The organism is Streptomyces sp. NPDC057939 (assembly GCF_042887545.1).
Lineage (GTDB): Bacteria > Actinomycetota > Actinomycetes > Streptomycetales > Streptomycetaceae > Streptomyces.
Genome location: NZ_JBHVPG010000004.1, coordinates 73372 through 97617 on the forward strand (window position 1 = coordinate 73372; position 24246 = coordinate 97617).

At 71.9% G+C, this 24246-nt stretch carries 17 protein-coding genes; 14 read left to right on the forward strand and 3 right to left on the reverse strand.

All coding sequences use genetic code 11. The annotated features are described in order from the left end of the window. Positions 1-1448 precede the first annotated feature (1448 nt). The 4 genes from ACFVS6_RS06525 to ACFVS6_RS06540 all read left to right on the forward strand — a co-directional run bounded on the left by ACFVS6_RS06525 (position 1449) and on the right by ACFVS6_RS06540 (position 8119). Complete coding sequence (locus tag ACFVS6_RS06525) at positions 1449-3455, forward strand: IucA/IucC family protein (protein WP_389701600.1); 2007 nt, start codon at positions 1449-1451, stop codon at positions 3453-3455. 28 nt (positions 3456-3483) lie between these two features. Then, positions 3484-4164, forward strand: coding sequence for a GNAT family N-acetyltransferase (locus tag ACFVS6_RS06530; protein ID WP_389701226.1), 681 nt, complete (start codon positions 3484-3486; stop codon positions 4162-4164). A gap of 75 nt (positions 4165-4239) precedes the next feature. Continuing rightward, complete coding sequence (locus tag ACFVS6_RS06535) at positions 4240-6096, forward strand: IucA/IucC family protein (protein WP_389701228.1); 1857 nt, start codon at positions 4240-4242, stop codon at positions 6094-6096. A gap of 52 nt (positions 6097-6148) precedes the next feature. Continuing rightward, a complete protein-coding gene (locus ACFVS6_RS06540; protein ID WP_389701230.1) occupies positions 6149-8119 on the forward strand; it encodes an ATP-dependent DNA helicase in 1971 nt (656 codons plus the stop codon). A 173-nt stretch (positions 8120-8292) separates the two neighbouring features. On the opposite strand, the gene lexA is transcribed toward ACFVS6_RS06540, so the two are convergent. Continuing rightward, positions 8293-9084 (reverse strand): transcriptional repressor LexA, encoded by a 792-nt coding sequence (lexA, locus tag ACFVS6_RS06545; protein WP_389701232.1) that lies wholly within the window; start codon positions 9082-9084, stop codon positions 8293-8295. Positions 9085-9672: 588 nt separating this feature from the next. On the opposite strand from lexA, the gene nrdR reads away from it, so the two are divergent. The 8 genes from nrdR (at position 9673) to ACFVS6_RS06585 (ending at position 18629) form a co-directional block, all read left to right on the forward strand. Next, positions 9673-10185 carry a transcriptional regulator NrdR gene (nrdR, locus tag ACFVS6_RS06550; RefSeq protein ID WP_281204864.1) on the forward strand — a complete coding sequence of 171 codons (513 nt, stop codon included), beginning with the start codon at positions 9673-9675 and terminating at the stop codon, positions 10183-10185. A 138-nt stretch (positions 10186-10323) separates the two neighbouring features. Then, positions 10324-13215, forward strand: a complete 2892-nt coding sequence (locus ACFVS6_RS06555; protein WP_389701234.1) for a vitamin B12-dependent ribonucleotide reductase — start codon at positions 10324-10326, stop codon at positions 13213-13215. 289 nt (positions 13216-13504) lie between these two features. Continuing rightward, entirely contained in the window at positions 13505-14362 is an 858-nt protein-coding gene (locus ACFVS6_RS06560; protein WP_389701236.1) for an arylamine N-acetyltransferase, read from the forward strand. A 32-nt stretch (positions 14363-14394) separates the two neighbouring features. Further along, positions 14395-15000, forward strand: coding sequence for a YdbC family protein (locus ACFVS6_RS06565; protein WP_389701238.1), 606 nt, complete (start codon positions 14395-14397; stop codon positions 14998-15000). 75 nt (positions 15001-15075) lie between these two features. Continuing rightward, positions 15076-15735 (forward strand): histidine phosphatase family protein, encoded by a 660-nt coding sequence (locus tag ACFVS6_RS06570; protein WP_389701239.1) that lies wholly within the window; start codon positions 15076-15078, stop codon positions 15733-15735. Positions 15736-15746: 11 nt separating this feature from the next. Beyond that, a complete protein-coding gene (locus ACFVS6_RS06575; RefSeq protein WP_389701241.1) occupies positions 15747-16670 on the forward strand; it encodes an ADP-ribosylglycohydrolase family protein in 924 nt (307 codons plus the stop codon). 556 nt (positions 16671-17226) lie between these two features. Beyond that, positions 17227-17937, forward strand: a complete 711-nt coding sequence (locus ACFVS6_RS06580) for a ribonuclease HII (RefSeq protein WP_281204858.1) — start codon at positions 17227-17229, stop codon at positions 17935-17937. A gap of 59 nt (positions 17938-17996) precedes the next feature. Beyond that, positions 17997-18629: a hypothetical protein gene (locus tag ACFVS6_RS06585; RefSeq protein WP_389701243.1), complete on the forward strand. Its 633-nt coding sequence runs from the start codon at positions 17997-17999 to the stop codon at positions 18627-18629. A gap of 60 nt (positions 18630-18689) precedes the next feature. On the opposite strand, the gene ACFVS6_RS06590 is transcribed toward ACFVS6_RS06585, so the two are convergent. After that, positions 18690-19319, reverse strand: a complete 630-nt coding sequence (locus tag ACFVS6_RS06590) for a hypothetical protein (protein WP_389701245.1) — start codon at positions 19317-19319, stop codon at positions 18690-18692. A gap of 351 nt (positions 19320-19670) precedes the next feature. On the opposite strand from ACFVS6_RS06590, the gene ACFVS6_RS06595 reads away from it, so the two are divergent. Continuing rightward, positions 19671-21830: a RecQ family ATP-dependent DNA helicase gene (locus ACFVS6_RS06595; protein WP_389701247.1), complete on the forward strand. Its 2160-nt coding sequence runs from the start codon at positions 19671-19673 to the stop codon at positions 21828-21830. A 41-nt stretch (positions 21831-21871) separates the two neighbouring features. Here ACFVS6_RS06595 and ACFVS6_RS06600 read toward each other — a convergent pair whose 3' ends face one another. Further along, complete coding sequence (locus ACFVS6_RS06600; RefSeq protein ID WP_389701249.1) at positions 21872-22774, reverse strand: LysR family transcriptional regulator; 903 nt, start codon at positions 22772-22774, stop codon at positions 21872-21874. A 167-nt stretch (positions 22775-22941) separates the two neighbouring features. Between ACFVS6_RS06600 and ACFVS6_RS06605 the strand changes: the two genes are divergently transcribed. Further along, positions 22942-24192 carry an MFS transporter gene (locus ACFVS6_RS06605; protein ID WP_389701251.1) on the forward strand — a complete coding sequence of 417 codons (1251 nt, stop codon included), beginning with the start codon at positions 22942-22944 and terminating at the stop codon, positions 24190-24192. The last annotated feature ends 54 nt before the right edge of the window (positions 24193-24246 follow it).

Sequence of the window (24246 nt, forward strand, 5' to 3'; positions counted from 1 at the left end):
CATCCACTTCCTCTTACGGAGCCCTGTCGTTCTGGGCGGGGGAGTCCGCCCCTTCTCCCACGTCCACGTCGTCCGTGGCCGCCCAGGTGCCACCCGGGCCCGCAGGGGGCGGCAGCCGACCTTCCCCCGTCGCTTCGGCTTCCGGTGCCGGGCCGTCCCCGGCGACGGATCCGCACCCCGGTCCGGTGCTGTCCGCATCGGACCGGACGCCCGTGGCCGCCGGGGGCAGTGCCCCTCCGACCCCTGCCACACCTCCGTCCTGCGAGCCGACCCGCTGCGCGGGGGACGGCGGAACGCCGGAGACGGGCGAGTCATCGGCCCTGTTCCCCCGAGTCGGAGCAACATCCGCCCCGGAGCCGACCTCTCTGGCCGGGGCTCCTCGGGGCGTGACCCAGTCGGGCGGGGCGCCTTCTGGCGGGAACGCCTGGTCCCACCCCGTCCCGTCTGACCCGGCATCCGGGCCGTCGATGCCCGCCACAGGGCGCACCGTTACTCCCTCGGCCGGAGCCCCCTGGTCGCACCCGACCCCGCAACCTCCGGCATTCCTGGTCGCCACGGAAGCCGTTCCGCCGCACGAGAACAACCCTCGTCCGGTGGCGCCCGACACGCCCTCGCACCCCGAGCAAACAGGGACCCAGGCCGTGCCCGCCCGGCAGGCTGTGCAGGCCGCTCGGGCCGCCCAGGACATGGAGCCCAATCGGGCAGCGGCGGCCGTCCGGGCCGGCTTGGACGTGGAGCCCAATCGGGACGCGGAGGCGATCCGGGTCGCCTTGGACGTGGAAGCCGCCCAAGCCGCCCATGCACTGCAGACCGTGCTGGACGACCAAGCCGTGCAGGTTGCCCAAGCCGTGCAGGCAGCCGTGGATGTGGAGGCAGCCCAGGCCATGCAGGCCGTACCGGACCACCAGGACGTGCCGGCCGCCGGAACGCCTCCCGCACCGCCCGTTCCCGCGGCAGAGCCGGCCGCCGCCTACGAGCCCGCCATGCCGCACCGCCTGACCACCCCACCCTCCCTCGCCGAGGATCCGGCCCTGGTGGTCACGACCACCTTCGACGTAGAGCCCGCTCCCTCGGTGACGGCCCTTCCCGTCCCGGAGCCGCATGCTGCTCCGTCGGAGTCGGCCTCCACCCTTGAGCCGCAGAATGCGTCGGAGCTGGCTCCCACCCGGGCGCCGCACGCTGCGTCGGAGTCGACCCCTACCCCGGAACCGCACGCTGCGTCGGAGCTGATTCCCACCCCGCAGCCAGCCGCCGGCGAGACGCTTGCAGCGCCGCTCGCCGCCACCCGCATGCCGCTGATCCCCGCAGCCGACACCCCCATGCTGCCACCGGCTTCCGAGGAGGCGGCCACCCTCGTGGCGGGGCCCACCCGTGCCACATCGCTCGCCTCCGGACAGCCGCCCACCTGTCCGGCAACCGCCACCCCCGCAGCGGAGCCCACCTTCCTCATGACGCCCGCGCCCACGACGCTACCCACCCCCGCGACACCGCCCGCCTCCGGCGGCGAGGCGCCCGCAGCCCCGGCAGTCGCCACGCCGCCCGCCCCCGAAGTGCCACCGGCTTCCGAGAACCTGGCCACCCCCGCCACTGCCCCCGGCGAAGCCCGCACCCCCGAGGACGGGGCGGAGCGGGTTCGGGCGGTGGGGGTCCCTCGGCAGAAGGAAGGGGTGCTTCGGGATCGGGTGGGCGGGGTCGGGCCGGTGGGGCCCGACCCGGCGATGTTGCCCGACCTGCTGGACCACACCGACCCGGCCCTCGCCGCCGAGGCCGCCACGGTGGAGAACCTGCTGCGGTGCTGGGTCCGTGAGAGCGGCATCGGCCGTCCCGACGGGCCCCCCGGAACGCTGCTGCGCGTCCCCCTCCCCGCATCCGGCGCCACCCTGCTCGTCCCCGTCCGGTACTGGTCCCGGGCAGGCTGGCACCGTTTCGCCCCCGCCCGTATCGAAGGCGCCCCCGCCACGGCTCCCGCCCTGGACGCAGTCACCCTCGCCGCCCTGATCGCCCGCGAGGGCAACGGCCGAGCAGGCGTCGACCTCGTGGGCCGCGTCGCCGACTCGGTACGCCGCACGGCCGAGTTCATCGCCGATCGGCGCCAACGGCCCACGGCCCCCGCACCCATCGCCACGGACCGCTTCCTCACCGCCGAGCAGTCGCTCCTGCTCGGTCACCCCCTCCAACCGGATCCCAAGAGCCGCGAAGGGCTCTCCGAGGCCGACGTACGCCGCTACTCACCCGAACTTCACGGCTCCTTCCCCCTGCACTGGTTCGCGGTCGCGCCGGCCGCCCTCGCCACCGACTCCGCCTGGACCGAACGGGGCCGTCCGGTCTCCGCCCCCCAACTCCTCGCCGGCCTCGCCCCGGGCCTCCCACTTCCCGTCGGCACCACTGCCCTCCCCCTCCACCCCTGGCAGGCCCACGACCTCCTCCAGCGCCCTGCCGTCGCCGCCCTGCGCGACGCCGGGCTCCTCTCCGACCTCGGTCCGCACGGCGCACCCTGGTACCCCACCTCCTCCGTCCGTACCGTTCACCGCCCCGGCAGCGCCGCCATGCTCAAGCTCTCCCTGGGCCTGCGCATCACCAACTCCCGCCGCGAGAACCTCCGCAAGGAACTCCACCGCGGTGTCGAGGTCCACCGGCTGTTGCGCACCGGCCTCGCCGAGCAGTGGCAGGCGGCCCACCCCGGATTCGACATCGTCCGCGACCCCGCCTGGGTCGCCGTCAACGCCTTGGACGGCTCTCCCGTCCAAGGACTCGACGCCCTCCTGCGCCACAACCCCTTCCGCCCCGACGACGACGCCGTCTGCATCGCCGCACTCACCGCCCCCCGCCCCTGGCCGGGCCGGACCACCATGCGGTCCCGGCTTGCCGACATCGTCCTTCGTCTCGCCGCCGCCACCGGACGCTCCACCTCGGCCGCGTCCACGGAGTGGTTCCTGCGCTACCTCGACCACGTCGTCCTGCCGATCCTCGCCTTCGACGCACTCGCCGGCATCGCCCTCGAAGCGCACCAGCAGAACACCCTGGTGATCCTCGACCCGTCCGGTTGGCCCATGGGCGGTCGCTTCCGCGACAACCAGGGCTACTACTTCCGGGACTCCCGCCGCACGGAGCTGGAACATCGACTCCCCGGCATCGGCAGCACCAGCGACACCTTCGTTCCCGACGCCGTCACCGACGAACGCTTCGCCTACTACCTCGGCATCAACAACGTGCTCGGACTCATCGGTGCCTTCGGCGCCCAGAGGCTCGCCGACGAACGCGTGCTCCTCGCCGCGTTCCGGCGTTTCCTCGGCAAGGCCGCACACCTCGGCCCGCTGCCCTCACAACTGCTCGACTCACCCACCCTCCGCTGCAAGGCGAACCTGCTCACCCGCCTCGGCGGCCTCGACGAGCTGGTGGGCCCCGTGGAGACCCAGTCCGTCTACGTCACCATCACCAACCCCCTCCACGACTGACGCGCCCCCACCGACCCGGAAAGAGCCGATGCCCTCCACCGACGCCCCCACCGGTTCCCTGTCCTTCGCCGTACCGGCCCCCTCCCCGGCCCCCGAACGCCGGCTCGCCGTCGAACTGCTGCCCCTGCTCGCCGAGGCCGACCTGCTCGACTCCCCGGCCGGATGGGGCGCGGCAGCCACCCCGGTCGGCGCCTTCCGCCTGGAAACCGTGCGCCCGGAAAGGGACCTGGAACTCCTCACGCGCTGGATGAACGACCCCGAGGTGGCGGCCTACTGGGACCTCGCCGGACCCACCGAAGTGACCGCCGCGCACCTGCGCGCCCAACTCGACGGGGACGGCCACAGCACCCCCTGCATCGGCCTCCTCGACGGCACGCCGATGAGCTACTGGGAGATCTACCGGGCCGACCTCGACCCCCTGTCCCAGTACTACGCGGCGCAGCCCCACGACACCGGTCTCCACCTGCTCATCGGAGACGGCACGAACCGCGGCCGCGGTCTGGGCGCCACCTTGCTGCGCGCGGTCGCCGACCTCGTCCTGGACAACCAACCCCGGTGCACGCGCGTCATCGCCGAACCGGACATCACCAACACCCCCTCCGTATCCGCCTTCCTGACCGCCGGCTTCCGCTACGCCGCGGAAACCGACCTCCCCGAGAAGCGCGCCGCCCTGATGTTCCGGGAGCGAGCGCTGCGCAATCTCCTCTGACGATCCGCCCAGCAACACCTCTCCCTTCGAAAACTCTGCGCGACGCAGCAAAGTTCCCGATCATCGAGGAGTCCCGTGTCGAATTTCCCCGCCGCCCCGGACTCCACGGAGCCCGTCCTGCCGTCGTCGCCCGAACGCCCAAGCACCCCACCCGAAATCAACCGTCCCACCTGGGATTTCGCCGCCCGCCGGCTCTTGGCGAAGATGCTCGGCGAGTTCGCGTACGAGGAGATCGTCAGCCCGGTTCCGACCCCGGCCGCCGCCGGCGACGCATGGACCCTGACGCTGGACGACGGCAGCAGCCTCGGCTTCCGCGCCCGCCGCCGCGCCTACGGCAGCTGGCAGGTCGCCCCCGACACCCTCACCCTCACCCCGCCCGCGCCCTCCCCGCAGCCCCCGGTCGCCTTCGGGGACCCGTACGAGTTCCTGGTCCGTGCCCGCACCCTCCTGCGCCTCGACGGCCCCACCCTCGGGCACCTCGTCCGCGAGCTCAGCGCCACCCTCGCCGCCGACGCCCGGCTCGACCACCACGCGCTCACCGCCGACGTCCTGGCCGACCTCGACTACGCCGCGCTCGAAGGCCACCAGACCGGTCACCCCTGGCTCGTCCTCAACAAGGGCCGCGTCGGATGGGCTGCCTCGGACGCGGCCGCCTGGGCCCCCGAGGCCCGTACCCCCCAGCGACTCCCGTGGCTGGCCGCACACACCTCCCTCGCCGAGTACCGCGGTACCGCAGGCCTGGAGGATCCCGCCCGCCTGCACTCGGCCGAACTCGACCCCGTCACCAGAGCCACCTTCGACCGGGTCCTGCGCGACCGGGGACTCGACCCGCTCCGCTACCTCTACTTCCCGGTCCACCCGTGGCAATGGGACGAGGTCGTGCTCCCCCTCTTCGCCCCCGCCCTCGCCTCCGGAACCCTCGTGCCGCTGCCCGCGGATCCCGACCTGAGACTCCCGCAGCAGTCGATCCGTACCTTCCTGAACCTCACACGTCCCGACCGGCACAGCGTGAAACTCCCGCTGTCCGTGTTCAACACGATGGTCTGGCGCGGCCTGCCCAGCGACCTCTCCCTCGCGGCCCCGGCCGTCACCGCCTGGATCCACTCGCTCCGCGACGGCGACCCCTTCCTCCGCGACGAGTGTCGTGTGATCCTGCTCGGCGAGGTCGCCTCCGTCACGGTCCGCCACCCGGTCTACGACCGCCTCCCCGAGGTCCCGTACCAGTACAAGGAACTCCTCGGAGCGATCTGGCGCGAGCCCCTGACCGGCCGGCTCGCCCCCGGGGAACGGGCCCGGACCCTGGCCTCCCTCCTCCACACGGACCCGCGGGGCCGCTCCTTCGCCGCCGAACTCGTCGCCCGCTCAGGCCTTGCTCCCACGGCCTGGCTGCAACGGCTCTTCGCGGCCCTGCTGCCCCCGCTGCTCCACTTCCTCTACCGCTACGGCACCGTGTTCTCCCCGCACGGCGAGAACACGATCGTGATCTTCGACGAGCAGGACGTGCCGGTGCGCCTCGCGGTCAAGGACTTCGTCGACGACATCAACATCAGCCGCACACCGCTCCCCGAACACGCCTCCATGCCGGACGAGGTCCGTGCCGTGCTGCTGACAGAGCCGCCGTCCTACCTCACCCAGTTCATCCACTCCGGGCTGTTCATCGGCGTCTTCCGCTACCTGTCGGCGATCTGCGAGGACCGGCTGGCCGTCCCCGAGCGCGACTTCTGGTCCCTCGTACGGGCGGAAATCCTCCGCCACCAGGCGCGCTTCCCGGAGCAGAAGAACCGCCACGAGCAGTTCGACCTGCTCACCGAGCGGATCGACCGGCTCTGCCTCAACCGGAACCGCCTGTACGAGGACGGCTACCGCGACCGCCCGGACCGCCCGCACGCGGTCACGCACGGCACGGTGCCCAACCCCCTGCACCGCCCGTGACGGTCGATCGATGCCACCGCTGTCGGTGGCGCCCCGTAGGGTTGGCAGTGCTATGACGAAGCCCTCCCTCCCCGACCTGCTGCACGCCGCCGTCTCCGCCGTCGGCGGCACGGAGCGCCCCGGCCAGGTGGCCATGGCCGAAGCCGTCGCCGAAGCGATCGACGACAACTCCCACCGGCTGATCCAGGCCGGTACCGGCACCGGCAAGTCCCTCGGCTACCTGGTGCCGGCCCTCGCGCACGGCGAACGCGTCGTCGTGGCGACGGCGACCCTGGCCCTCCAGCGCCAGCTCGTCGAGCGTGACCTCCCGCGCACGGTGGAGGCGCTGCACCCGCAGCTGCGCCGCCGCCCGCAGTTCGCCATGCTCAAGGGCCGGTCCAACTACCTCTGCCTGCACCGCCTCCACGAAGGGGCCCCGCAGGACGAGGAGGAGGGGCTCTTCGACCAGTTCGAGGCGGCCGCCCCCACCAGCAAGCTCGGCCAGGACCTGCTCCGGTTGCGCGACTGGGCGGACGAGACCGAGACCGGCGACCGTGACGACCTCACCCCCGGTGTCTCCGACAAGGCGTGGAGCCAGATCTCGGTCTCCTCCCGGGAATGCCTGGGTGCGACGAAGTGCGCCTACGGGGCCGAATGCTTCGCGGAGGCGGCCAGGGAGCGGGCCAAGCTCGCGGACGTGGTCGTCACCAATCACGCGCTGCTCGCCATCGACGCGATCGAAGGAGCGCCGGTGCTGCCGCAGCACGAGGTGCTGATCGTCGACGAGGCCCACGAGCTGGTCTCGCGCGTGACGGGCGTCGCCACCGGCGAGCTCACGCCGGGCCAGGTGAACCGGGCCGTGAAGCGGGCGGCGAAGCTCGTCGACGAGAAGACGGCCGACTCCCTCCAGACCGCGTCCGAGTCCTTCGAGCGGGTCATGGAGCTCGCGCTGCCCGGCCGTCTGGAGGAGGTCCCCGAGGACCTCGGCTACGCCCTGATGTCGCTGCGGGACGCGGCGCGCAACGTGATCTCCGCGATCGGAGCCACCCGCGACAAGTCCGTCCAGGACGAGGACGCCGTGCGCAAGCAGGCGCTGGCAGCGGTGGAGACGGTCCATTCCGTGGCGGAGCGGATCACGGCCGGATCCGAGTACGACGTCGTCTGGTACGAGCGCCACGACCGGTTCGGCGCCACCCTCCGCGTCGCCCCGCTCTCCGTGTCCGGGCTGTTGCGCGAAAAGCTCTTCGAGGACCGCTCGGTGGTCCTCACCTCGGCCACCCTGAAGCTGGGCGGCGACTTCAACGGGATCGCGGCTTCGCTCGGCCTCTCCGCGGAAGGGGTCGAGGGGGAGGACGTCCCGGTCTGGCGGGGCCTGGATGTCGGGTCCCCCTTCGACTATCCGAAGCAGGGCATCCTCTACGTCGCCAAGCACCTGGCCACGCCGGGCCGGGAAGGCACCCGCGGCGACATGATGGACGAACTCGCCGAACTGATCGAGGCAGCCGGCGGACGCACCCTGGGTCTCTTCTCCTCCATGAGGGGGGCCAAGGCCGCCGCGGAGGAGCTGCGCGGCCGCCTCGACAACCCGATCCTGCTCCAGGGCGAGGAGACGCTCGGCGAGCTGATCAAGACGTTCGCGGCCGATCCGAAGACCTGCCTGTTCGGGACGCTCTCCCTCTGGCAGGGCGTGGACGTGCCGGGACCCAGCTGTCAGCTCGTGGTGATGGACCGCATTCCGTTCCCGCGCCCCGACGACCCGCTGATGAGCGCGCGGCAGAAGTCGGTCGAGGAACACGGCGGCAACGGATTCATGGCCGTCGCCGCCACGCACGCTGCCCTGCTCATGGCCCAGGGAGCGGGCCGGCTCGTCCGCGCCTCGGGTGACCGGGGCGTCGTCGCCGTGCTGGATCCCCGGCTGGCGACCGCCCGCTACGGGAGCTTCCTGCGGGCCACGCTGCCGGACTTCTGGTACACCACGGACCGCAACCAGGTCCGTCGCTCCCTGTCCGCGATCGACGCCACCGCGCAGGCGGACGGCAAGTAGGGCTCGGCGGGGCGCGAGCACGCCCCGGTGTTCGGACGGGAGCACACCGGCTCCCGACCCGCCGGTGCCGGGCTCAGGAGCCCCGGTTGCGTCGGACCGCAGTACGGACCCGGGCGCGCGACAGCTCCGGGACCGGCGCAGCGGGTCCCGGAGCCGGCTGAGGGGCGGCGGGGTCAGACCCGACGCAGTACGGCGACGACCTTGCCGAGGATGGTGGCCTCGTCACCGGGGATGGGCTGGTAGGCGGCGTTGTGGGGGAGCAGCCACACGTGACCGTCCTCCCGCTTGAAGCGCTTGACGGTGGCTTCCCCGTCGAGCATCGCGGCGACGATGTCGCCGTTCTCGGCGACGGGCTGGCGCCGGACGGTCACCCAGTCGCCGTCACAGATCGCGGCCTCGATCATCGAGTCGCCCACGACCTTGAGGACGAAGAGCTCCCCGTCACCCACCAGCTGGCGGGGCAGCGGGAACACGTCCTCGACCGACTCCTCGGCGAGGATCGGACCGCCTGCCGCGATCCGTCCGACCAGGGGGACGTAGGACGCGGCGGGCTTGCCGGTGGTGTCCGTCGGCTGCGAGCTGGGCTGGTCCGAGCCGCGCACCTCGTAGGCGCGGGGACGGTGCGGGTCGCGCCGGAGGAAGCCCTTGCGTTCCAGGGCCATCAGCTGGTGCGCCACCGACGAGGTGCTGGACAGGCCGACCGCCTGGCCGATCTCGCGCATCGACGGCGGGTAGCCGCGGCGCTGTACCGAGTCCCGGATGACCTCGATGACCCTCCGCTGCCGGTCCGTGAGCCCGGAACTGTCTGCGCGGATGCCTGGAGGTCGCCCTGGCAGCGACCGTGCGGGGCGTACGGGCTCCGCTTCCGGGTTCACACTTGCGTCGTTCATGGCATGCACCGGCTCAAGTCGGCTCTGGGAGCGGTTCTGGGCAGTGATGATGGCACTGTCTGCGGTGGTGGTCACGTCGGCCCCTCTCGAAATGTTCTCCCTGGCTGGACAACGGTAGTAGCTTTCGAAAGGTTGCGCCAAACACACGTTCGAGTGAAAAATTAAGGATCGTCCACCTGGGTTACTTCGGCGGGTGTATGGCCGGACTGAACGGGTGATCGACGGTGGTTTCGGCCGGCGGCGACCCTTCGTGCGGGCCTCTTCGATCGTGACGTTCCGTGACTTCCGGAGCGTGTCGTGCGATCGACCGCGGACGCTCGGCCGATCGTCGTTCCCGAACGCGGGTTCGGAGCCGCGCCCGGTCCTTACGGTACCTTTTCCGGTGGGGCCGCCGCCGTGGTGTCGACGCTCAGTCTGGCATCCGCGGGCCCCGTCACCGCCCGTCGGGCGCCGCGACACGCGGAGTGGTGAAAATGCATCCCAACCCAAGATCTAGTGGTTGGATGAGCGCCGCCGCCCACAAGTTGTGGTCCCCGGTCGGTCAGGGTCTCCGGCATCGCATATGCTGGTAGCTGCTTCACGAGCCCCCGGCAGAGACCCGTCCCTGCCGTTCAGGGGCGCCGTGGGGTGATTCGGTCGTGCCACAAGAAGGGTGAGGGAACCATGCACTGCCCCTTCTGCAGGCACCCCGACAGCCGGGTCGTCGACAGCCGCACCACGGATGACGGAACGTCGATCCGTAGGCGCCGTCAGTGCCCCGACTGCTCCCGTCGATTCACGACGGTGGAGACTGCCTCGCTGATGGTGATCAAGCGCAGCGGGGTCACCGAACCTTTCAGTCGCACCAAGGTCATCTCTGGCGTCCGCAAGGCGTGCCAGGGGCGACCGGTCACCGAGGACGCCCTCGCCAAGCTCGGCCAGCGGGTCGAGGAGGCGGTGCGCGCCACCGGCAGTGCCGAGCTGACCACCCATGACGTGGGTCTGGCCATACTCGGCCCCTTGCAGGAGCTCGACCTCGTCGCCTACCTGCGGTTCGCATCCGTTTATCGAGCGTTCGACACCCTTGAGGACTTCGAGGCCGCCATCGCGGAACTCCGCGAGCCCCGGCCTCCCCACGAGTGCGAGCCCGGAGGGACCCCCCGGGTCGTCCCCGTGCCCGCCTCCGCCACCGACTGACCTGACGGGCCGCACCTCGGCGCGGTCCGGCCGGTCGGGCGGCAGGGCGAAATTCGTAGATACAAGACACACAGCACCGTGCCGCGGAATAGCGCTGGCACTTTAGGGCGTTTTTGCCCGCATATGGGAGGAAGCGGCATGACTGAGACGGCGAGCGGCTCGGCGCGAGGTTCCCGCACCAAGGGGACCAAGGCTGCCAAGAGCGGCCTGCGTATCGAGCGCATCCACACCACCCCGGGCGTGCACCCGTACGACGAGGTGAGCTGGGAGCGCCGTGACGTCGTCATGACCAACTGGCGCGACGGCTCGGTGAACTTCGAGCAGCGTGGCGTCGAGTTCCCCGACTTCTGGTCGGTGAACGCGGTCAACATCGTCACCAGCAAGTACTTCCGCGGCGCGGTCGGCACCCCGCAGCGCGAGACCGGTCTGAAGCAGCTCATCGACCGGATCGTGAAGACCTACACGAAGGCCGGCGAGGACTACGACTACTTCGCCTCCCCCGCGGACGCGGAGATCTTCGAGCACGAGCTGACCTACGCGCTCCTGCACCAGATCTTCAGCTTCAACTCGCCCGTCTGGTTCAACGTCGGCACGCCCCAGCCGCAGCAGGTCTCCGCCTGCTTCATCCTCGCCGTCGACGACTCCATGGAGTCCATCCTCGACTGGTACAAGGAAGAGGGAATGATCTTCAAGGGCGGCTCCGGCGCCGGCCTGAACCTCTCCCGCATCCGCTCCTCCAAGGAGCTCCTCTCCTCCGGCGGCAACGCCTCCGGCCCCGTCTCCTTCATGCGCGGCGCCGACGCGTCCGCAGGAACGATCAAGTCGGGCGGCGCCACCCGCCGCGCGGCCAAGATGGTCGTCCTGGACGTGGACCACCCGGACGTCGAGGACTTCATCGCCACCAAGGTGAAGGAGGAGGAGAAGATCCGCGCCCTGCGCGACGCGGGCTTCGACATGGACCTGGGCGGCGACGACATCACGTCCGTCCAGTACCAGAACGCCAACAACTCGGTCCGCGTGAACGACGAGTTCATGACGGCCGTCGAGAACGGCACCGAGTTCGGTCTGCGGGCCCGCATGACCGGCGAGGTCATCGAGAAGGTCGACGCCAAGGCCCTCTTCCGCAAGCTCGCCGAGGCCGCGTGGGCCTGCGCCGACCCGGGCATCCAGTACGACGGTGTGATCAACAACTGGCACACCTGCCCCGAGTCCGGCCGCATCACCGCGTCGAACCCGTGCAGCGAGTACATGCACCTGGACAACACGTCCTGCAACCTCGCCTCGCTCAACCTGATGAAGTTCCTCGACGACGACGGCAAGGGCAACCAGTCCTTCGACGCCGAGCGCTTCTCCAAGGTCGTCGAGCTGGTCATCACCGCGATGGACATCTCCATCTGCTTCGCGGACTTCCCGACGCAGAAGATCGGCGAGAACACCCGCGCCTTCCGCCAGCTCGGCATCGGCTACGCCAACCTCGGCGCCCTGCTGATGGCGACCGGCCACGCGTACGACTCGGACGGCGGCCGCACCCTCGCCGCCTCGATCACCTCGCTCATGACCGGCACCGCCTACAAGCGCTCCGCCGAGCTGGCCGCCATCGTCGGCCCGTACGACGGCTACGCCCGCAACGCCGACTCGCACAAGCGCGTCATGAAGCAGCACGCCGACGCCAACGCCGTCGCACCGCGCACCGACGACCTCGACAACATCATCTGGGCCGCGGCCACCGAGGCCTGGCAGGACGTCCTGCGCCTCGGCGAGAAGAACGGCTTCCGCAACTCCCAGGCCTCCGTCCTCGCGCCGACCGGCACCATCGGTCTCGCGATGTCCTGCGACACCACCGGTGTCGAGCCGGACCTGGCCCTGGTCAAGTTCAAGAAGCTCGTCGGCGGCGGCTCGATGCAGATCGTCAACGGCACCGTCCCGCAGGCCCTGCGCCGCCTGGGCTACCAGGAGGAGCAGATCGAGGCGATCGTCACGCACATCGCCGAGCACGGCGTGGTCGTCGACGCCCCGGGCCTGAAGCCCGAGCACTACTCGGTGTTCGACTGCGCCATGGGCGAGCGTTCCATCTCCGCGATGGGCCACGTCCGCATGATGGCCGCGATCCAGCCCTGGATCTCCGGCGCGATCTCGAAGACGGTCAACATGCCGGAGACGGCCACCGTCGAGGAGATCGAGGAGATCTACTTCGAGGCGTGGAAGATGGGCGTCAAGGCGCTCGCGATCTACCGCGACAACTGCAAGGTCGGTCAGCCCCTCTCCGCGAAGAAGAAGGAAGAGGAGAAGACCGAGGTCACCGAGAAGGCCGAGGAGACCATCCGCACGGCGGTCGAGAAGGTCATCGAGTACCGTCCGGTCCGCAAGCGCCTGCCGAAGGGCCGCCCGGGGATCACCACCTCCTTCACGGTCGGTGGCGCCGAGGGCTACATGACGGCGAACTCCTACCCGGACGACGGTCTGGGCGAGGTCTTCCTGAAGATGTCCAAGCAGGGCTCGACCCTCGCGGGCATGATGGACGCCTTCTCCATCGCCGTCTCGGTGGGCCTGCAGTACGGCGTCCCGCTGGAGACGTACGTCGCGAAGTTCACGAACATGCGCTTCGAGCCGGCCGGTATGACGGACGACCCGGACGTGCGGATGGCGCAGTCGATCGTCGACTACATCTTCCGCCGCGTGGCGCTCGACTTCCTGCCCTTCGAGACCCGCTCCGCCCTCGGCATCCACTCCGCCGAGGAGCGTCAGCGCCACCTCGACACCGGCTCCTACGAGCCGCTCGAGGGCGAGGAACTGGACACCGAGACCCTCGCGCAGTCCGCTCCGGTCACGGTCGTCCCGGCGGCCCCGAAGCCCGTCGCGATCGCTTCGGTCCCGGCCCCGAAGACGGCGCACAGCAACGCCGAACTGGTCGAGATGCAGCTCGGCGTCTCCGCCGACGCCCCGCTCTGCTTCTCGTGCGGTACGAAGATGCAGCGCGCCGGCTCCTGCTACATCTGCGAGGGCTGCGGCTCGACCAGCGGTTGCAGCTGAACCGGGCGCAATCGCCGGGAGCGCCACGTCCGAGGTAGTACGCGGACGTAGCTGACCTGCGGAACACGAAGGGGACCGACCCACGGGCGGTCCCCTTCGTCGTGTCCGTGGCCGACCGACGGATCCCACCCGACCCCGAGGAGTGGCGGGCGCCCGGCGGGGGCGCGCCGGCACGATGCGGGACAGACCTTCCGGGCGGGTTGGTGTGCGGCGAGGTCGTGGCGATCATTGTGCGGGGCGCGTCCGTCGGGGGCGCCCCCGGAATTTCACGGCGGGGGAGTGGGGAACCATGTGGAACGGTGACGAGCTGGACCTGGACGCGTACCTGTCGCGGATCGGCCTCGGGAGCGGGACCGGGAGCGACGGAACGGACGTCGGGGCGCGGGAACTGCGGCCGGACCTCGACACGTTGTACGCAGTGCACCGGGCCCACACCGCCTCCATCGTCTTCGAGAGCCTGGACGTCCTGTTCGGCCGCCCCGTCGAACTGGACGTCAAAGCCCTGGAGGACAAGCTCGTGCACGGCCGTCGCGGCGGCTACTGCTACGAGCAGAACTCGCTGCTGGCCGCCGCCCTGGAGCGGATCGGCTTCGAGGTCACCGGGCGCGGGGCCCGCAACCGCACCCGGGGCGACACCCTGCTCGCGGTGACGCACGCCGTCCTCGTCGTCACCGTCGACGGCGAACCGTGGCTCTGCGACGCGGGCTTCGGCTACCAGGGCCCGCGCGAGCCCGTACCGCTCGCGCGGCCCGGTCACGAGGTCCACCAGGGGCAGTGGACGTTCCGCGTCCGCGAGGAGGCGGGCGGCATCCTCGTCCTGTCCGCCCTGCGCGCCGGGGCCTGGCGTGACCTGTACGCCTTCTCCCCGCAGCGGTACCACCCCGTCGACTACGTCGTGCTGAACCACTACAGCTCCTCCCACCCCAGCTCCTCCTTCGTCGGGCGGACCCTCGTCCAGCTCCCCGGCGACACCGTGCGGCAGACCCTCGTGGGCAGCGAACTCACGCGTCTGCACCCCGACGGGCGGACCGAGCGGGAGACCGTCGCCGCCGAGGACCTGATCGGGCTCCTCGACCGGGAGTTCGGGCTCCGGCTGTCCGACCGGGACGCGGCGGAACTGGTCCGGATCCACCGCTCAAGGGACTGACCCGGGCCGCGCCCGGCCCGTACGATGGCGCGGTGCTGGTCAAGTGGATTCGCTGCACGGTGACGGACCGACGCGGGTTCGAGCGCGGGCAACGCAAATGGGCGGGGCTGCCCGGGGAGCCCGGCTTCCGGGGGCAGGGCGGCGGCTGGAGCCGAGGCCGGCAGGGGGTCGCGCACGTCTTCGCGTTCTGGGAGAGCCGCGCCTTCTACGACTCCTTCATGGCCCGCTCCCACGACCGGCTCGCGGCCTCCCAGAACGGAACCTACACCGACGCCCGCGTCACGCTGTTCGACCACCGATTCGACGTGAAGACCGGATTCCAGCCCCGGTTCAGCGACGCCGACGTGGTCCGGGTCGCGCACACCCGGGTGCGGGAGGGGCGCGAGGAGCACTTCACCCTGATGCAGGAGAAGGTGTGGAACCCGGCCATGGCGGGCTCGCCCGGCATGGTGCGCGGCCTCTTCGGCGAGGCGCCCGGCCGCGAGTTCCTCGTGCTGTCGATGTGGCGGGCGGCGGCGGAGCACGGCAAGTACCGCCAGGAACGCGTCGAACGGCTCTCCCTGCGCGCCCAGACGGAAGCAGACGTCGAGGCGCTCACCGGAGACGTCGTGGACCTCGAACCCGGCTGGACGGTATGACCGTACGACGACCCGACCGCTCGGCCCGGCGCGCCCCGGTCCATGCGGGCCCCGGTGGCCGAATAGGCTCGTGGGATGGTACGACCACGGCGCATTGTCCTCGTCCGGCACGGGGAGTCGGAGGGGAACGCCGACGACACGGTGTACGAGCGTGAACCCGACCACGCCCTGCGCCTGACCTCACGGGGCCGCGAACAGGCCGCCGAGGCAGGAGTCCGGCTGCGCGACCTCTTCGGCGACGAGCACATCAGCGCGTACGTCTCCCCCTACCGCCGAACCCTGCAGACCTTCCGGGAACTGCGCCTCGATCCGACGCGGGTACGGATGCGCGAGGAGCCGCGACTGCGCGAGCAGGACTGGGGCAACTGGCAGGACCGTGACGACGTGCGCCTGCAGAAGGCCTACCGGGACGCCTACGGGCACTTCTTCTACCGCTTCGCACAAGGGGAGTCGGGTGCCGACGTGTACGACCGCGTCGGCTCCTTCCTGGAGAGTCTCTACCGCAGCTTCGAGGCGCCGGACCATCCCGAGAACGTGCTCCTCGTGACGCACGGTCTGACGATGCGGTTGTTCTGCATGCGCTGGTTCCACTGGTCGGTGAACGAGTTCGAGGCCCTCTCCAACCCGGGGAACGGCGAATACCGGGTGCTGCTCCTCGGCCCGGACGGCCGGTACCGGATGGACCGCCCGTTTGAGCGCTGGACCACACCCGAGCCTTATGACCTGGACGGCTAGAGTGACGCGCGATGACCGCTGAAACCACTCCCGAAAGGCGCTACGCACGCGCCCTGTCCAGCCTTCGAGGGCTGGCGCTGGGGGACGCCCTGGGCTCCCAGTACTTCGTCCCCGTGAACTACCCGCTGCTCAAACGGCGCGAGCTGCCCGTCGGCAGCGGCCCGTGGCAGTGGACCGACGACACCGAGATGGCCTGCTCGGTGGTCGCCGTGCTCGCCGCGCACGGACGCATCGACCAGGACGCGCTGGCGAGTTCCTTCGCCGCCCACCACGACTTCGACCGCGGCTACGGCCCGGCCGTGAACCGCATGCTCCGGCTGGTCCGGGAGGGCGAGGACTGGCGCACGCTGGCCGCCGAGCTCTTCAACGGGCAGGGTTCCTGGGGCAACGGCGCGGCGATGCGGATCGCCCCGCTCGGCGCCTGGTACGCGGACGACCCCGAGCAGGCCACCCACCAGGCGGAGATCTCCGCCTACACCACCCACCAGCACCGCGAGGCGGTCTGCGGGGCGATGGCCGTCGCCGCCGCGGCCGCGCTGGCGTCCTCCCCGCAGGGGAGGCCGACCGCCGCCGACCTGCTCGACGGGGTCATCGAGCTGGTTCCGCGCAGTGCGGTGGGCGCCGGGGTGCGCAGGGCGCGGAACATGCTGGACTACGGCGACGCGACGACGGTCGCGGCGGTGCTGGGCTGCGGCCGGCGCACCAGCGCCCATGACACGGTGCCGTTCGCCCTGTGGTCCGCGGCCCGGGCCCTGGACGACTACGAGCGGGCGTTCTGGACCACCGCACAGGTCGGCGGGGACGTAGACACGACCTGCGCCATCGTCGGCGGGGTGCTGGGCGGCCGCGGCGACGAGGTGCTGCCGCAGGCCTGGCTGGCCCGCACCGAAGCACTGCCCGCCTGGCTTCCGGAGCAGCCGGTCCGGGCCGGCTAGTCCGCATCGGTTTGGTCCGTACGAGGGCCCGGGCACGGAGCCATCGGCCCGCGCGAGGGCCCTCGTACGGCGCCGGCCCTCAAGCCGGGCCGGCACTCTCGAACGGGTGGCTCCCGGGCGTGTTCTCGGGCGGGGAGCGGCCTGCGTGGCTTGCTTCGCGAAAGCGACCGGTGGCCCGTGGATCGGGTCCGTCCGTGTCCCGGCGCGACGTTCGTGAATCCGTCGGCCGGCTGATCCGTGCGCCTCTTTCGCGAGGGAATCGGGGGGCTTTGTTCCGGTCGAATGTGGAGGTGTTCTTGCGGTCGATGGGATTCCGGCGATGTCGACGGACCGTGAAATTGTGTGCGGAAGCGAACCGCCGGGTGGGGGTGTCGGGGGATCCGTGCCCCCGACGGTGCCGATCCCTCCGTCGTGCGCCCCCTGAGCCCGGGCACGGCCGGGCGGTGCGGGGGAGCCGACCAGGAGGTTCCGTACGCGTGCTCCGACCGAACCGTGGACGGCTTGACCCGGGCCGGGGTGTGCAGGCGGCCCGGGGCGGCGTACCCTTGCTGGCGCCATGCCGTACGAAGCACCCACCCACACCGTCGAGCGCTCCCTCCGCGCAACCACCGGCGCCAAGGTCATCGCCGGGGTCGACGAGGTCGGACGAGGGGCCTGGGCCGGTCCCGTCACCGTCTGCGCGGCGATCACCGGCCTGCGCCGCCCGCCCGAGGGACTCACCGACTCCAAACTCCTCACCCCCCGAAGACGCGACGCCCTGCTCGACGTCCTGGAGGACTGGGTCACCGCCCACGCCCTGGGGCACGCCTCCCCCGAGGAGATCGACGAGCTCGGGATGACCGCCGCGCTGCGACTCGCGGCGGTGCGCGCCCTGGAGGCCCTCCCGGTGCGCCCCGACGCGGTGATCCTCGACGGCAAGCACGACTACCTCGGCGCACCCTGGCAGGTCCGGACGGTGATCAAGGGCGACCAGTCCTGCGTGGCCGTCGCCGCGGCCTCGGTGATCGCCAAGGTCCGGCGCGACCGGATGATGGCCGAACTGGGCGAACAGGGCGACGGAATAGCGGACTTCGCTTTCGCCGCGAACGCCGGCTATCCGTCACCCGTGCACCGGGCCGTGCTCGAGGAGCGGGGGCCGACCGCCTACCACCGTCTGTCGTGGTCGTACCTCGACGCACTGCCGCGGTGGCGCCACCTCAAGAAGGTGCGCCGCAGCGAGGAGGCGGCGGCATTGGAAGACGGAGGCCAACTCGGCTTCGATTTCTGATCGCACCCACGTGCCACCCACCGGTACGTTTCGTACCGGTGTTTGATAGATATCAACTCATGCCTCTCACCCCCGCCATCGAGGAGCCTCAGATTCACGAGAGTGCCCAGGGTCCCCGCGTCACGCCGGCCGCCGGCCGCACCGCGCAGACCCCCCGCCCCGTACCTGGTCCGCGTCCCGTCGCCGTACCCCGGCCCGGACGCCCCGGTCCCGCCCGGCCCGCCCCGCCCGCGCAGCGCGCGGCGCAGGCCGCCCCCGGACCCGCTTCCGCAGCACCCACCACCCCGTCCGTCTCCGCGGCCGTGCCGCAGGTCCAGCTGATCCCGGCATCCGCCGAGGGCGCGCTGGACGCGGCCGACGAGGCCGTGGACCTGCTGCTCGACACCGGGCGCGCGCCCGGCGACATCCTGGTGCTCACCACCGGCGACCCGCACCCGTGGGCCGCCCACGAGCTGTCCTTCGGCGAGGCCTCGTACTGGGCCCAGCACGAGGCCGGCGACGATGTCTTCTACACGGACGCGGCGCAGGTGCAGCGCGCCGCCGGCCGTCCCGTCGTGGTCTTCGCGGCCAACGGCGGATCGACCGGAACCATCGCCACCGCGCTGCCGGCCGCGCTCACGCGGGCCGGCACGCTGCTGATCGTGTGCGGCGAGGCGCAGCAGATCAACTCCGTGCTGGGTGCGGGCGTCTGACGCCTCGTATCCCGCACGCGCCGGGGGCGGGGCGGGCCGGACGACGGCCCCGCCCGGCCTTCAGCGGGCCGCGGTCCGTCGCAGGGCCTCGGTCGCCCCGCCGCCGGTCCGCAACGTCAGCGAGGTGACCTCGCCCGTCGTGCCGCCGAGGCGCTCCGGCCGGGAATCCGAGCCGGGATGCCGGCCGCCGCGCCCTTCCCCGAGCACCTGCCAGCCGCCGCGGGTCAGCGTGATGTAGGCCCCGCAGCGCAGCCCGTGCAGGGTGCAGGCGTCCCGCAGGCCCCACATCCAGGCCCCGTCCTCCTCGGTCCACCGCTCGTCGCCGTCACGGCAGTACAGCAGCACCGCCGTGCGCACCGGGGTCCGCCGCCGCAGGTCGTGCGGGAGGATCCGGCGCAGCCGGGACAACAGGGCGTTGCGGTACTCCCAGCCGTCCGCCGAAACCGAGCGCTGGGCGAAGGACGCGCTCGCGACGAGGCGCTCCTCGGGGCCGAGTACGGCGATCACCGCGGTGGAGGGCACGGGGCCGTGCCGGGAGTGCAGGCCGCTCACGACCTCGCGCGGATTGCGCAGCAGGGGAATGCCCGCCGCCGTCCATTGCGAGGGTTCGAGCAGTCTGCCGTGCCGGCTGGCGCCGCCGGTGGCCGTTGTCAGGGACGTGGGCGAGGGCGAGGCGAATCCGAAGGTCACGGTCCTCCCTTCGGGTACACGCCCGCGAACGGGCACGGCTGGGATGTGGGCGCGCCGCAGCCCGGCCCTGGAGAGTGCCGACGAGCCGAGCGGGAGCACTCCGATTCTCGCGTGGCCCGCGAGGGTGGGGCAATGAGCATTTGAGGCCGCAGACCGGAATTCGCCGGTATGCCGTTCATATCCTTGCCCCATCGCATCGGGGATGACGCATCCCGAGCGTCCTGAGCGCGGGCACCAGCGCAAACACCCGGTCCGCTCCGTACCCGGCGGCGCGGTCGGCGGCCGGGCGTGGGCGGCGCGTCACGCTGGGTGAGTTGGCCGATTGTCCGTGCCATCGGGTTGCATGGGGGCATGACCAACCTGGAGCTCCGTACCGAAGCCGATGCCATCCTCGCCGAGCTCGTCGGCGCCCCGGGCGGGTCGGCGCGGCTGCGGGAGGACCAGTGGCAGGCGGTCGCGGCCCTGGTGGAGGAGCGACGGCGGGCCCTCGTGGTGCAGCGCACCGGCTGGGGGAAGTCCGCCGTGTACTTCGTGGCCACCGCCCTGCTGCGCCGGCGCGGCTCCGGCCCGACGGTGATCATCTCGCCGCTGCTGGCGCTCATGCGCAACCAGGTCGAGGCGGCCGCCCGGGCCGGAATCCAGGCCCGCACGATCAACTCCGCCAACCCGGAGGAGTGGGACACCATCTACGGCGAGGTCGAGCGCGGCGAGACCGACGTCCTGCTCGTCAGCCCGGAACGCCTCAACTCCGTCGACTTCCGCGAACAGGTGCTGCCCAAGCTCGCGGCCACGACCGGCCTCCTCGTCGTCGACGAGGCGCACTGCATCTCCGACTGGGGACACGACTTCCGCCCCGACTACCGCCGGCTGCGCGCGATGCTCGCCGAGCTCGCCCCCGGCGTACCGGTGCTGGCCACCACGGCGACCGCCAACGCGCGGGTCACCGCGGACGTCGCCGAGCAACTGGGCACCGGCGCCGGTGAGGCACTGGTGCTGCGCGGCACGCTGGAGCGGGAGAGCCTGCGCCTGGGCGTGGTCCGGTTGCCGGACGCCGCGCACCGGCTGGGCTGGCTCGCCGAGCACCTCGACGAACTCCAGGGCTCCGGGATCATCTACACCCTCACCGTCGCCGCCGCCGAGGAGGCCACCGCGTTCCTGAGGCAGCGCGGCTTCGACGTGGCCTCCTATACGGGGCGCACGGAGAACGCCGACCGGCTCCAGGCGGAGACCGACCTCCAGGAGAACCGGGTCAAGGCGCTCGTCGCGACGTCGGCGCTGGGCATGGGCTTCGACAAGCCCGACCTGGGTTTCGTGATCCACCTCGGCTCGCCCTCCTCGCCGATCGCCTACTACCAGCAGGTCGGCCGCGCCGGCCGCGGCGTCGAGCACGCCGATGTGCTGCTCCTGCCGGGCAAGGAGGACGAGGCGATCTGGCGCTACTTCGCCGACACGGCCTTTCCGCCCGAAGCGCAGGTCAGGCAGACCCTGACGGCCCTCGCCGAAGCGGGACGACCGCTTTCCGTACCGGCCCTGGAGGCAGCCGTCGACCTCCGCCGCACCCGGCTGGAGACCATGCTCAAGGTCCTGGACGTGGACGGGGCCGTCAAGCGGGTGAAGGGCGGTTGGTCCTCCACGGGCCTGCCGTGGACGTACGACTCCGAGCGGTACGCCTGGGTCGCCCGCCAGCGGGCCACCGAGCAGCAGGCCATGCGGGACTACGTGAGCGCGACCGGATGCCGGATGGAGTTCCTGCGCCGGCAACTGGACGACGAAGGCGCCGTCCCGTGCGGTCGCTGCGACAACTGCGCGGGAACCTGGGCCGATTCCTCCGTGTCGGCGGAGACCCTGACGGGTGCCGCCAGGGAACTGGACCGGCCGGGTGTCGAGGTCGAGCCGCGCCGGATGTGGCCGACGGGCATGCCGGCGCTGGGCGTCAACCTCAAGGGCCGCATCCCGGCGAAGGAGCAGTGCTCGACCGGGCGGGCCCTGGGGCGGCTCTCGGACATCGGCTGGGGCAACCGACTGCGTCCGCTCCTGGCCGACACCGCGCCCGACGGCCCGGTGCCCGATGACGTCCTGCAGGCGGCGGTGGCCGTCATCGCCGACTGGGCGCGGTCCGCGGGCGGCTGGGCGCCGAACGTCCCGGACGCCACGGCCCGGCCCGTCGGGGTGGTCGCCGTACCGTCGATGACGCGCCCGCAGCTGGTCGGCTCCCTCGCCCAGGGCGTCGCGACCATCGGCCGACTCCCGTTCCTCGGCAGCCTGACGTACACCGGGCCGGACGGTGCGCACTCCGCACGCCGCAGCAATTCCGCCCAGCGGCTGCGGGCACTGTCCGGGGCCTTCGCCGTCCCCGACGATTTGGCGGCCGCCCTCGCGGCCGCCCCCGGCCCCGTCCTGCTCATCGACGATTCCACCGAATCCGGCTGGACCCTCGCCGTCGCCGCCCGACTGCTCCGGCAGGCCGGCGCGGACCAGGTCCTGCCGCTGGTCCTCGCCACGTCGGGCTGAGCCGACGGGCGGCGGTCCCGAGGCCGGGCGGTGCTCCCGCCTCAGGCCGCCGCACCCACCTCCTCGGCGACCGCCAGGGCGAAGGCCCGAGCCTGGGCGGAGGGCCGTACGCGGCGACGTACGAGGCCCAGCTCGGAGGCGGGCAACCCCAGCACCGGGACGAACGCCAGCGAGTCGCGGCGTCCCTGCTGGTCGGCCGAGGCCCGGCACAGCAACATGGCACCCCGATCGGCCGCCGTCAGGCTCAGCCCTTCCTGGAGCGTGTTCACGCGGGGACCGGCCGGGACGGTGAGTCCGCCCGGTGTACGTCCGGGGGCCTGGGCGCGCCGCCAGTAGTCGGGGGCGTCGCCGCCCACGCCGATGAGCCGGCAGTCCGCGAGTTCCTCGGCGTGCAGCGACTCACGGGCGGCGAACGGGTGCCGGACGGACACGGCCAGGGTCTGCGGCTGTCGGGAGAAGACCGGTCCGACGACGAGGTCCTCCTCGCTCACAGGCAGCAGGACGACCGCGCAGTCCACCTCCTGTCGGCGCAGCGGCCCGAAGGGGTCGCAGAGCGGTATTTCGACGAGGTCGATCGCGCAGTCCGGGTACCTGTCGCCGAACCGGGCGATCGCCCGACCCAGGTGGTCGTCGACGGTGCCCTGGAAGCCGAGGCGCAGTACCCCGCCGGTGCCGCGCGCGGTGGCCCGGGCATCGTGGACCGCGGCGCGCAGGGCGTCGTACGCGGGGCGCAGGTCGGCGAGGAGGTTCTCGCCGAGCGGGGTCAATCCCACCCGACGACTGGTGCGTTCGACGAGCCGGCCACCGATGCGGCCCTCCAATGACCGCAGGAGCTGGCTGATCCGGCTCTGGGACACGTACAGCCGCTCGCCCGCCCGGCCGAAGTGCAACTCCTCGGCGAGGGCGAGGAACGCCTCCAGCTCGCGCATCTCGACACCGCTCATGCCGTCCCCTCCATGGTGTTCCTCCATGTTTCTCCCGGCAGCGCGCGTCACGACGCGCGGGCCCTTGTCCGGGGCGCGGCGGCGTAGCCGGATCGAGTAGCCCTGCTCATCGAAGGATGAGAGATCGGCCGTTGTTCCCGCAGGTCGGGGCGGGTTGGCTGGTCGGCATGGCACAGATCGAGGAAATCGCAGGCACCGGCGGGGCGCCGGAACGGGCCGTGACCCGCGGCCGGTCGGGCGTCGTGGCGGTCGCGGCCGCGACGTTCACCGTGGTGACGTCGGAGATGCTGCCCGTGGGCCTGCTCACGCCCATCGGGGACGCCCTGGGGGTGTCCGAGGGCACCGCGGGGCTGACCCTCACCATCACCGGTCTGGTGGGCGCGGTGTCCGCGCCGCTCCTGGCCCCTCTGCTGGGGCGGTTCGACCGCCGGACGGTGCTGTGCGCGCTGATGGCCGTCCTCGCGGTGGGGAACTTGCTTGCCGCGTGGACGCCGAACTTCGCCGTGATGGTCGTCGCCCGCGTACTGGTCGGTGTCGGCATGGGTGGTGTCTGGGCGATCGCGGCGGGCCTGGCGGTGCGACTGGTGCCCCCGAGGTCGATCGGCCCCGCGACCTCCCTCATCTTCAGCGGCATCGCGGTGGCATCGGTGCTCGGCGTCCCGGCCGGCGCGTACGTCGGTGAACTCGTCGGCTGGCGGGCGGCGTTCGCGGCCACGGGAGTGCTCGCCCTGATGGTTGTCGTCGCCCTGGCGCGGTTGCTGCCGTCGTTGCCCGCCGAGCCGCAGGCCCGACTCGGTGGTGTCATTCGGCTGTTCGCCGACCCGCGGGTGCGGACCGGACTGGGTGTGGTGGCCCTGCTGGTCACCGGCCACTTCGCCTCCTACACCTATGCGCGCCCGGTCCTGGAGGAGGTCTCCGGGGCGAGCGCCGGGATGATCGGCACGCTGCTGCTGGTGTACGGAATCGCCGGTGTGGCCGGCAACTTCGCGGCCGGTGCGGCCGCCGGTCGGTCGCCCCGCTCCACCCTGTTGGTGATCAGCGCCGTATTGGCGGCCACGGTCGGGCTGATGCCGGTGTTCGGTGGCTCCGTCCTGACCGCGGGCGTACTGCTCGCTGTCTGGGGCCTGTCCTACGGCGGTGTGTCGGTGAGCGCCCAGACCTGGCTGCTGGCCTCGGCGCCCGAGGCGCGTGAGGCCGTGTCCTCCCTGTTCGTAGGGGTGTTCAACGGGGCCATCGCGCTGGGCGCGTTGGTCGGGGGCCTTGCGGCGGACGGCGCCGGGGTCAACGCCGTGATGTGGTTGGGATGCGTGCTCGGGGCGGGCGCCCTCGTGGTGACGGCGCTCGGCAAGGCACCCGACGCCGGGCGGCTCCGAGGCGGGGTCGAGAAGCGGGCGAGGGGCTGTGATCCGTGTTCATGAGTCCATGGAACCCGATGCGGCCGACATCGCGCCCAGGCGGCAATCAACCTGTGG

Bases quoted from the DNA above. Each gene is read 5' to 3' on its own strand.
- ACFVS6_RS06570 (WP_389701239.1), top strand. From the start codon at position 15,076: ATGGTACGACCACGGCGCATTGTCCTCGTCCGGCACGGGGAGTCGGAG.
- ACFVS6_RS06540 (WP_389701230.1), top strand. From the start codon at position 6,149: ATGACGAAGCCCTCCCTCCCCGACCTGCTGCACGCCGCCGTCTCCGCC.
- ACFVS6_RS06560 (WP_389701236.1), top strand. From the start codon at position 13,505: ATGTGGAACGGTGACGAGCTGGACCTGGACGCGTACCTGTCGCGGATC.
- ACFVS6_RS06530 (WP_389701226.1), top strand. From the start codon at position 3,484: ATGCCCTCCACCGACGCCCCCACCGGTTCCCTGTCCTTCGCCGTACCG.
- ACFVS6_RS06555 (WP_389701234.1), top strand. From the start codon at position 10,324: ATGACTGAGACGGCGAGCGGCTCGGCGCGAGGTTCCCGCACCAAGGGG.
- ACFVS6_RS06595 (WP_389701247.1), top strand. From the start codon at position 19,671: ATGACCAACCTGGAGCTCCGTACCGAAGCCGATGCCATCCTCGCCGAG.
- ACFVS6_RS06600 (WP_389701249.1), bottom strand. From the start codon at position 22,774: ATGAGCGGTGTCGAGATGCGCGAGCTGGAGGCGTTCCTCGCCCTCGCC.
- ACFVS6_RS06605 (WP_389701251.1), top strand. From the start codon at position 22,942: ATGGCACAGATCGAGGAAATCGCAGGCACCGGCGGGGCGCCGGAACGG.
- ACFVS6_RS06575 (WP_389701241.1), top strand. From the start codon at position 15,747: ATGACCGCTGAAACCACTCCCGAAAGGCGCTACGCACGCGCCCTGTCC.
- ACFVS6_RS06525 (WP_389701600.1), top strand. From the start codon at position 1,449: ATGACGCCCGCGCCCACGACGCTACCCACCCCCGCGACACCGCCCGCC.
- ACFVS6_RS06585 (WP_389701243.1), top strand. From the start codon at position 17,997: ATGCCTCTCACCCCCGCCATCGAGGAGCCTCAGATTCACGAGAGTGCC.
- nrdR (WP_281204864.1), top strand. From the start codon at position 9,673: ATGCACTGCCCCTTCTGCAGGCACCCCGACAGCCGGGTCGTCGACAGC.
- ACFVS6_RS06580 (WP_281204858.1), top strand. From the start codon at position 17,227: ATGCCGTACGAAGCACCCACCCACACCGTCGAGCGCTCCCTCCGCGCA.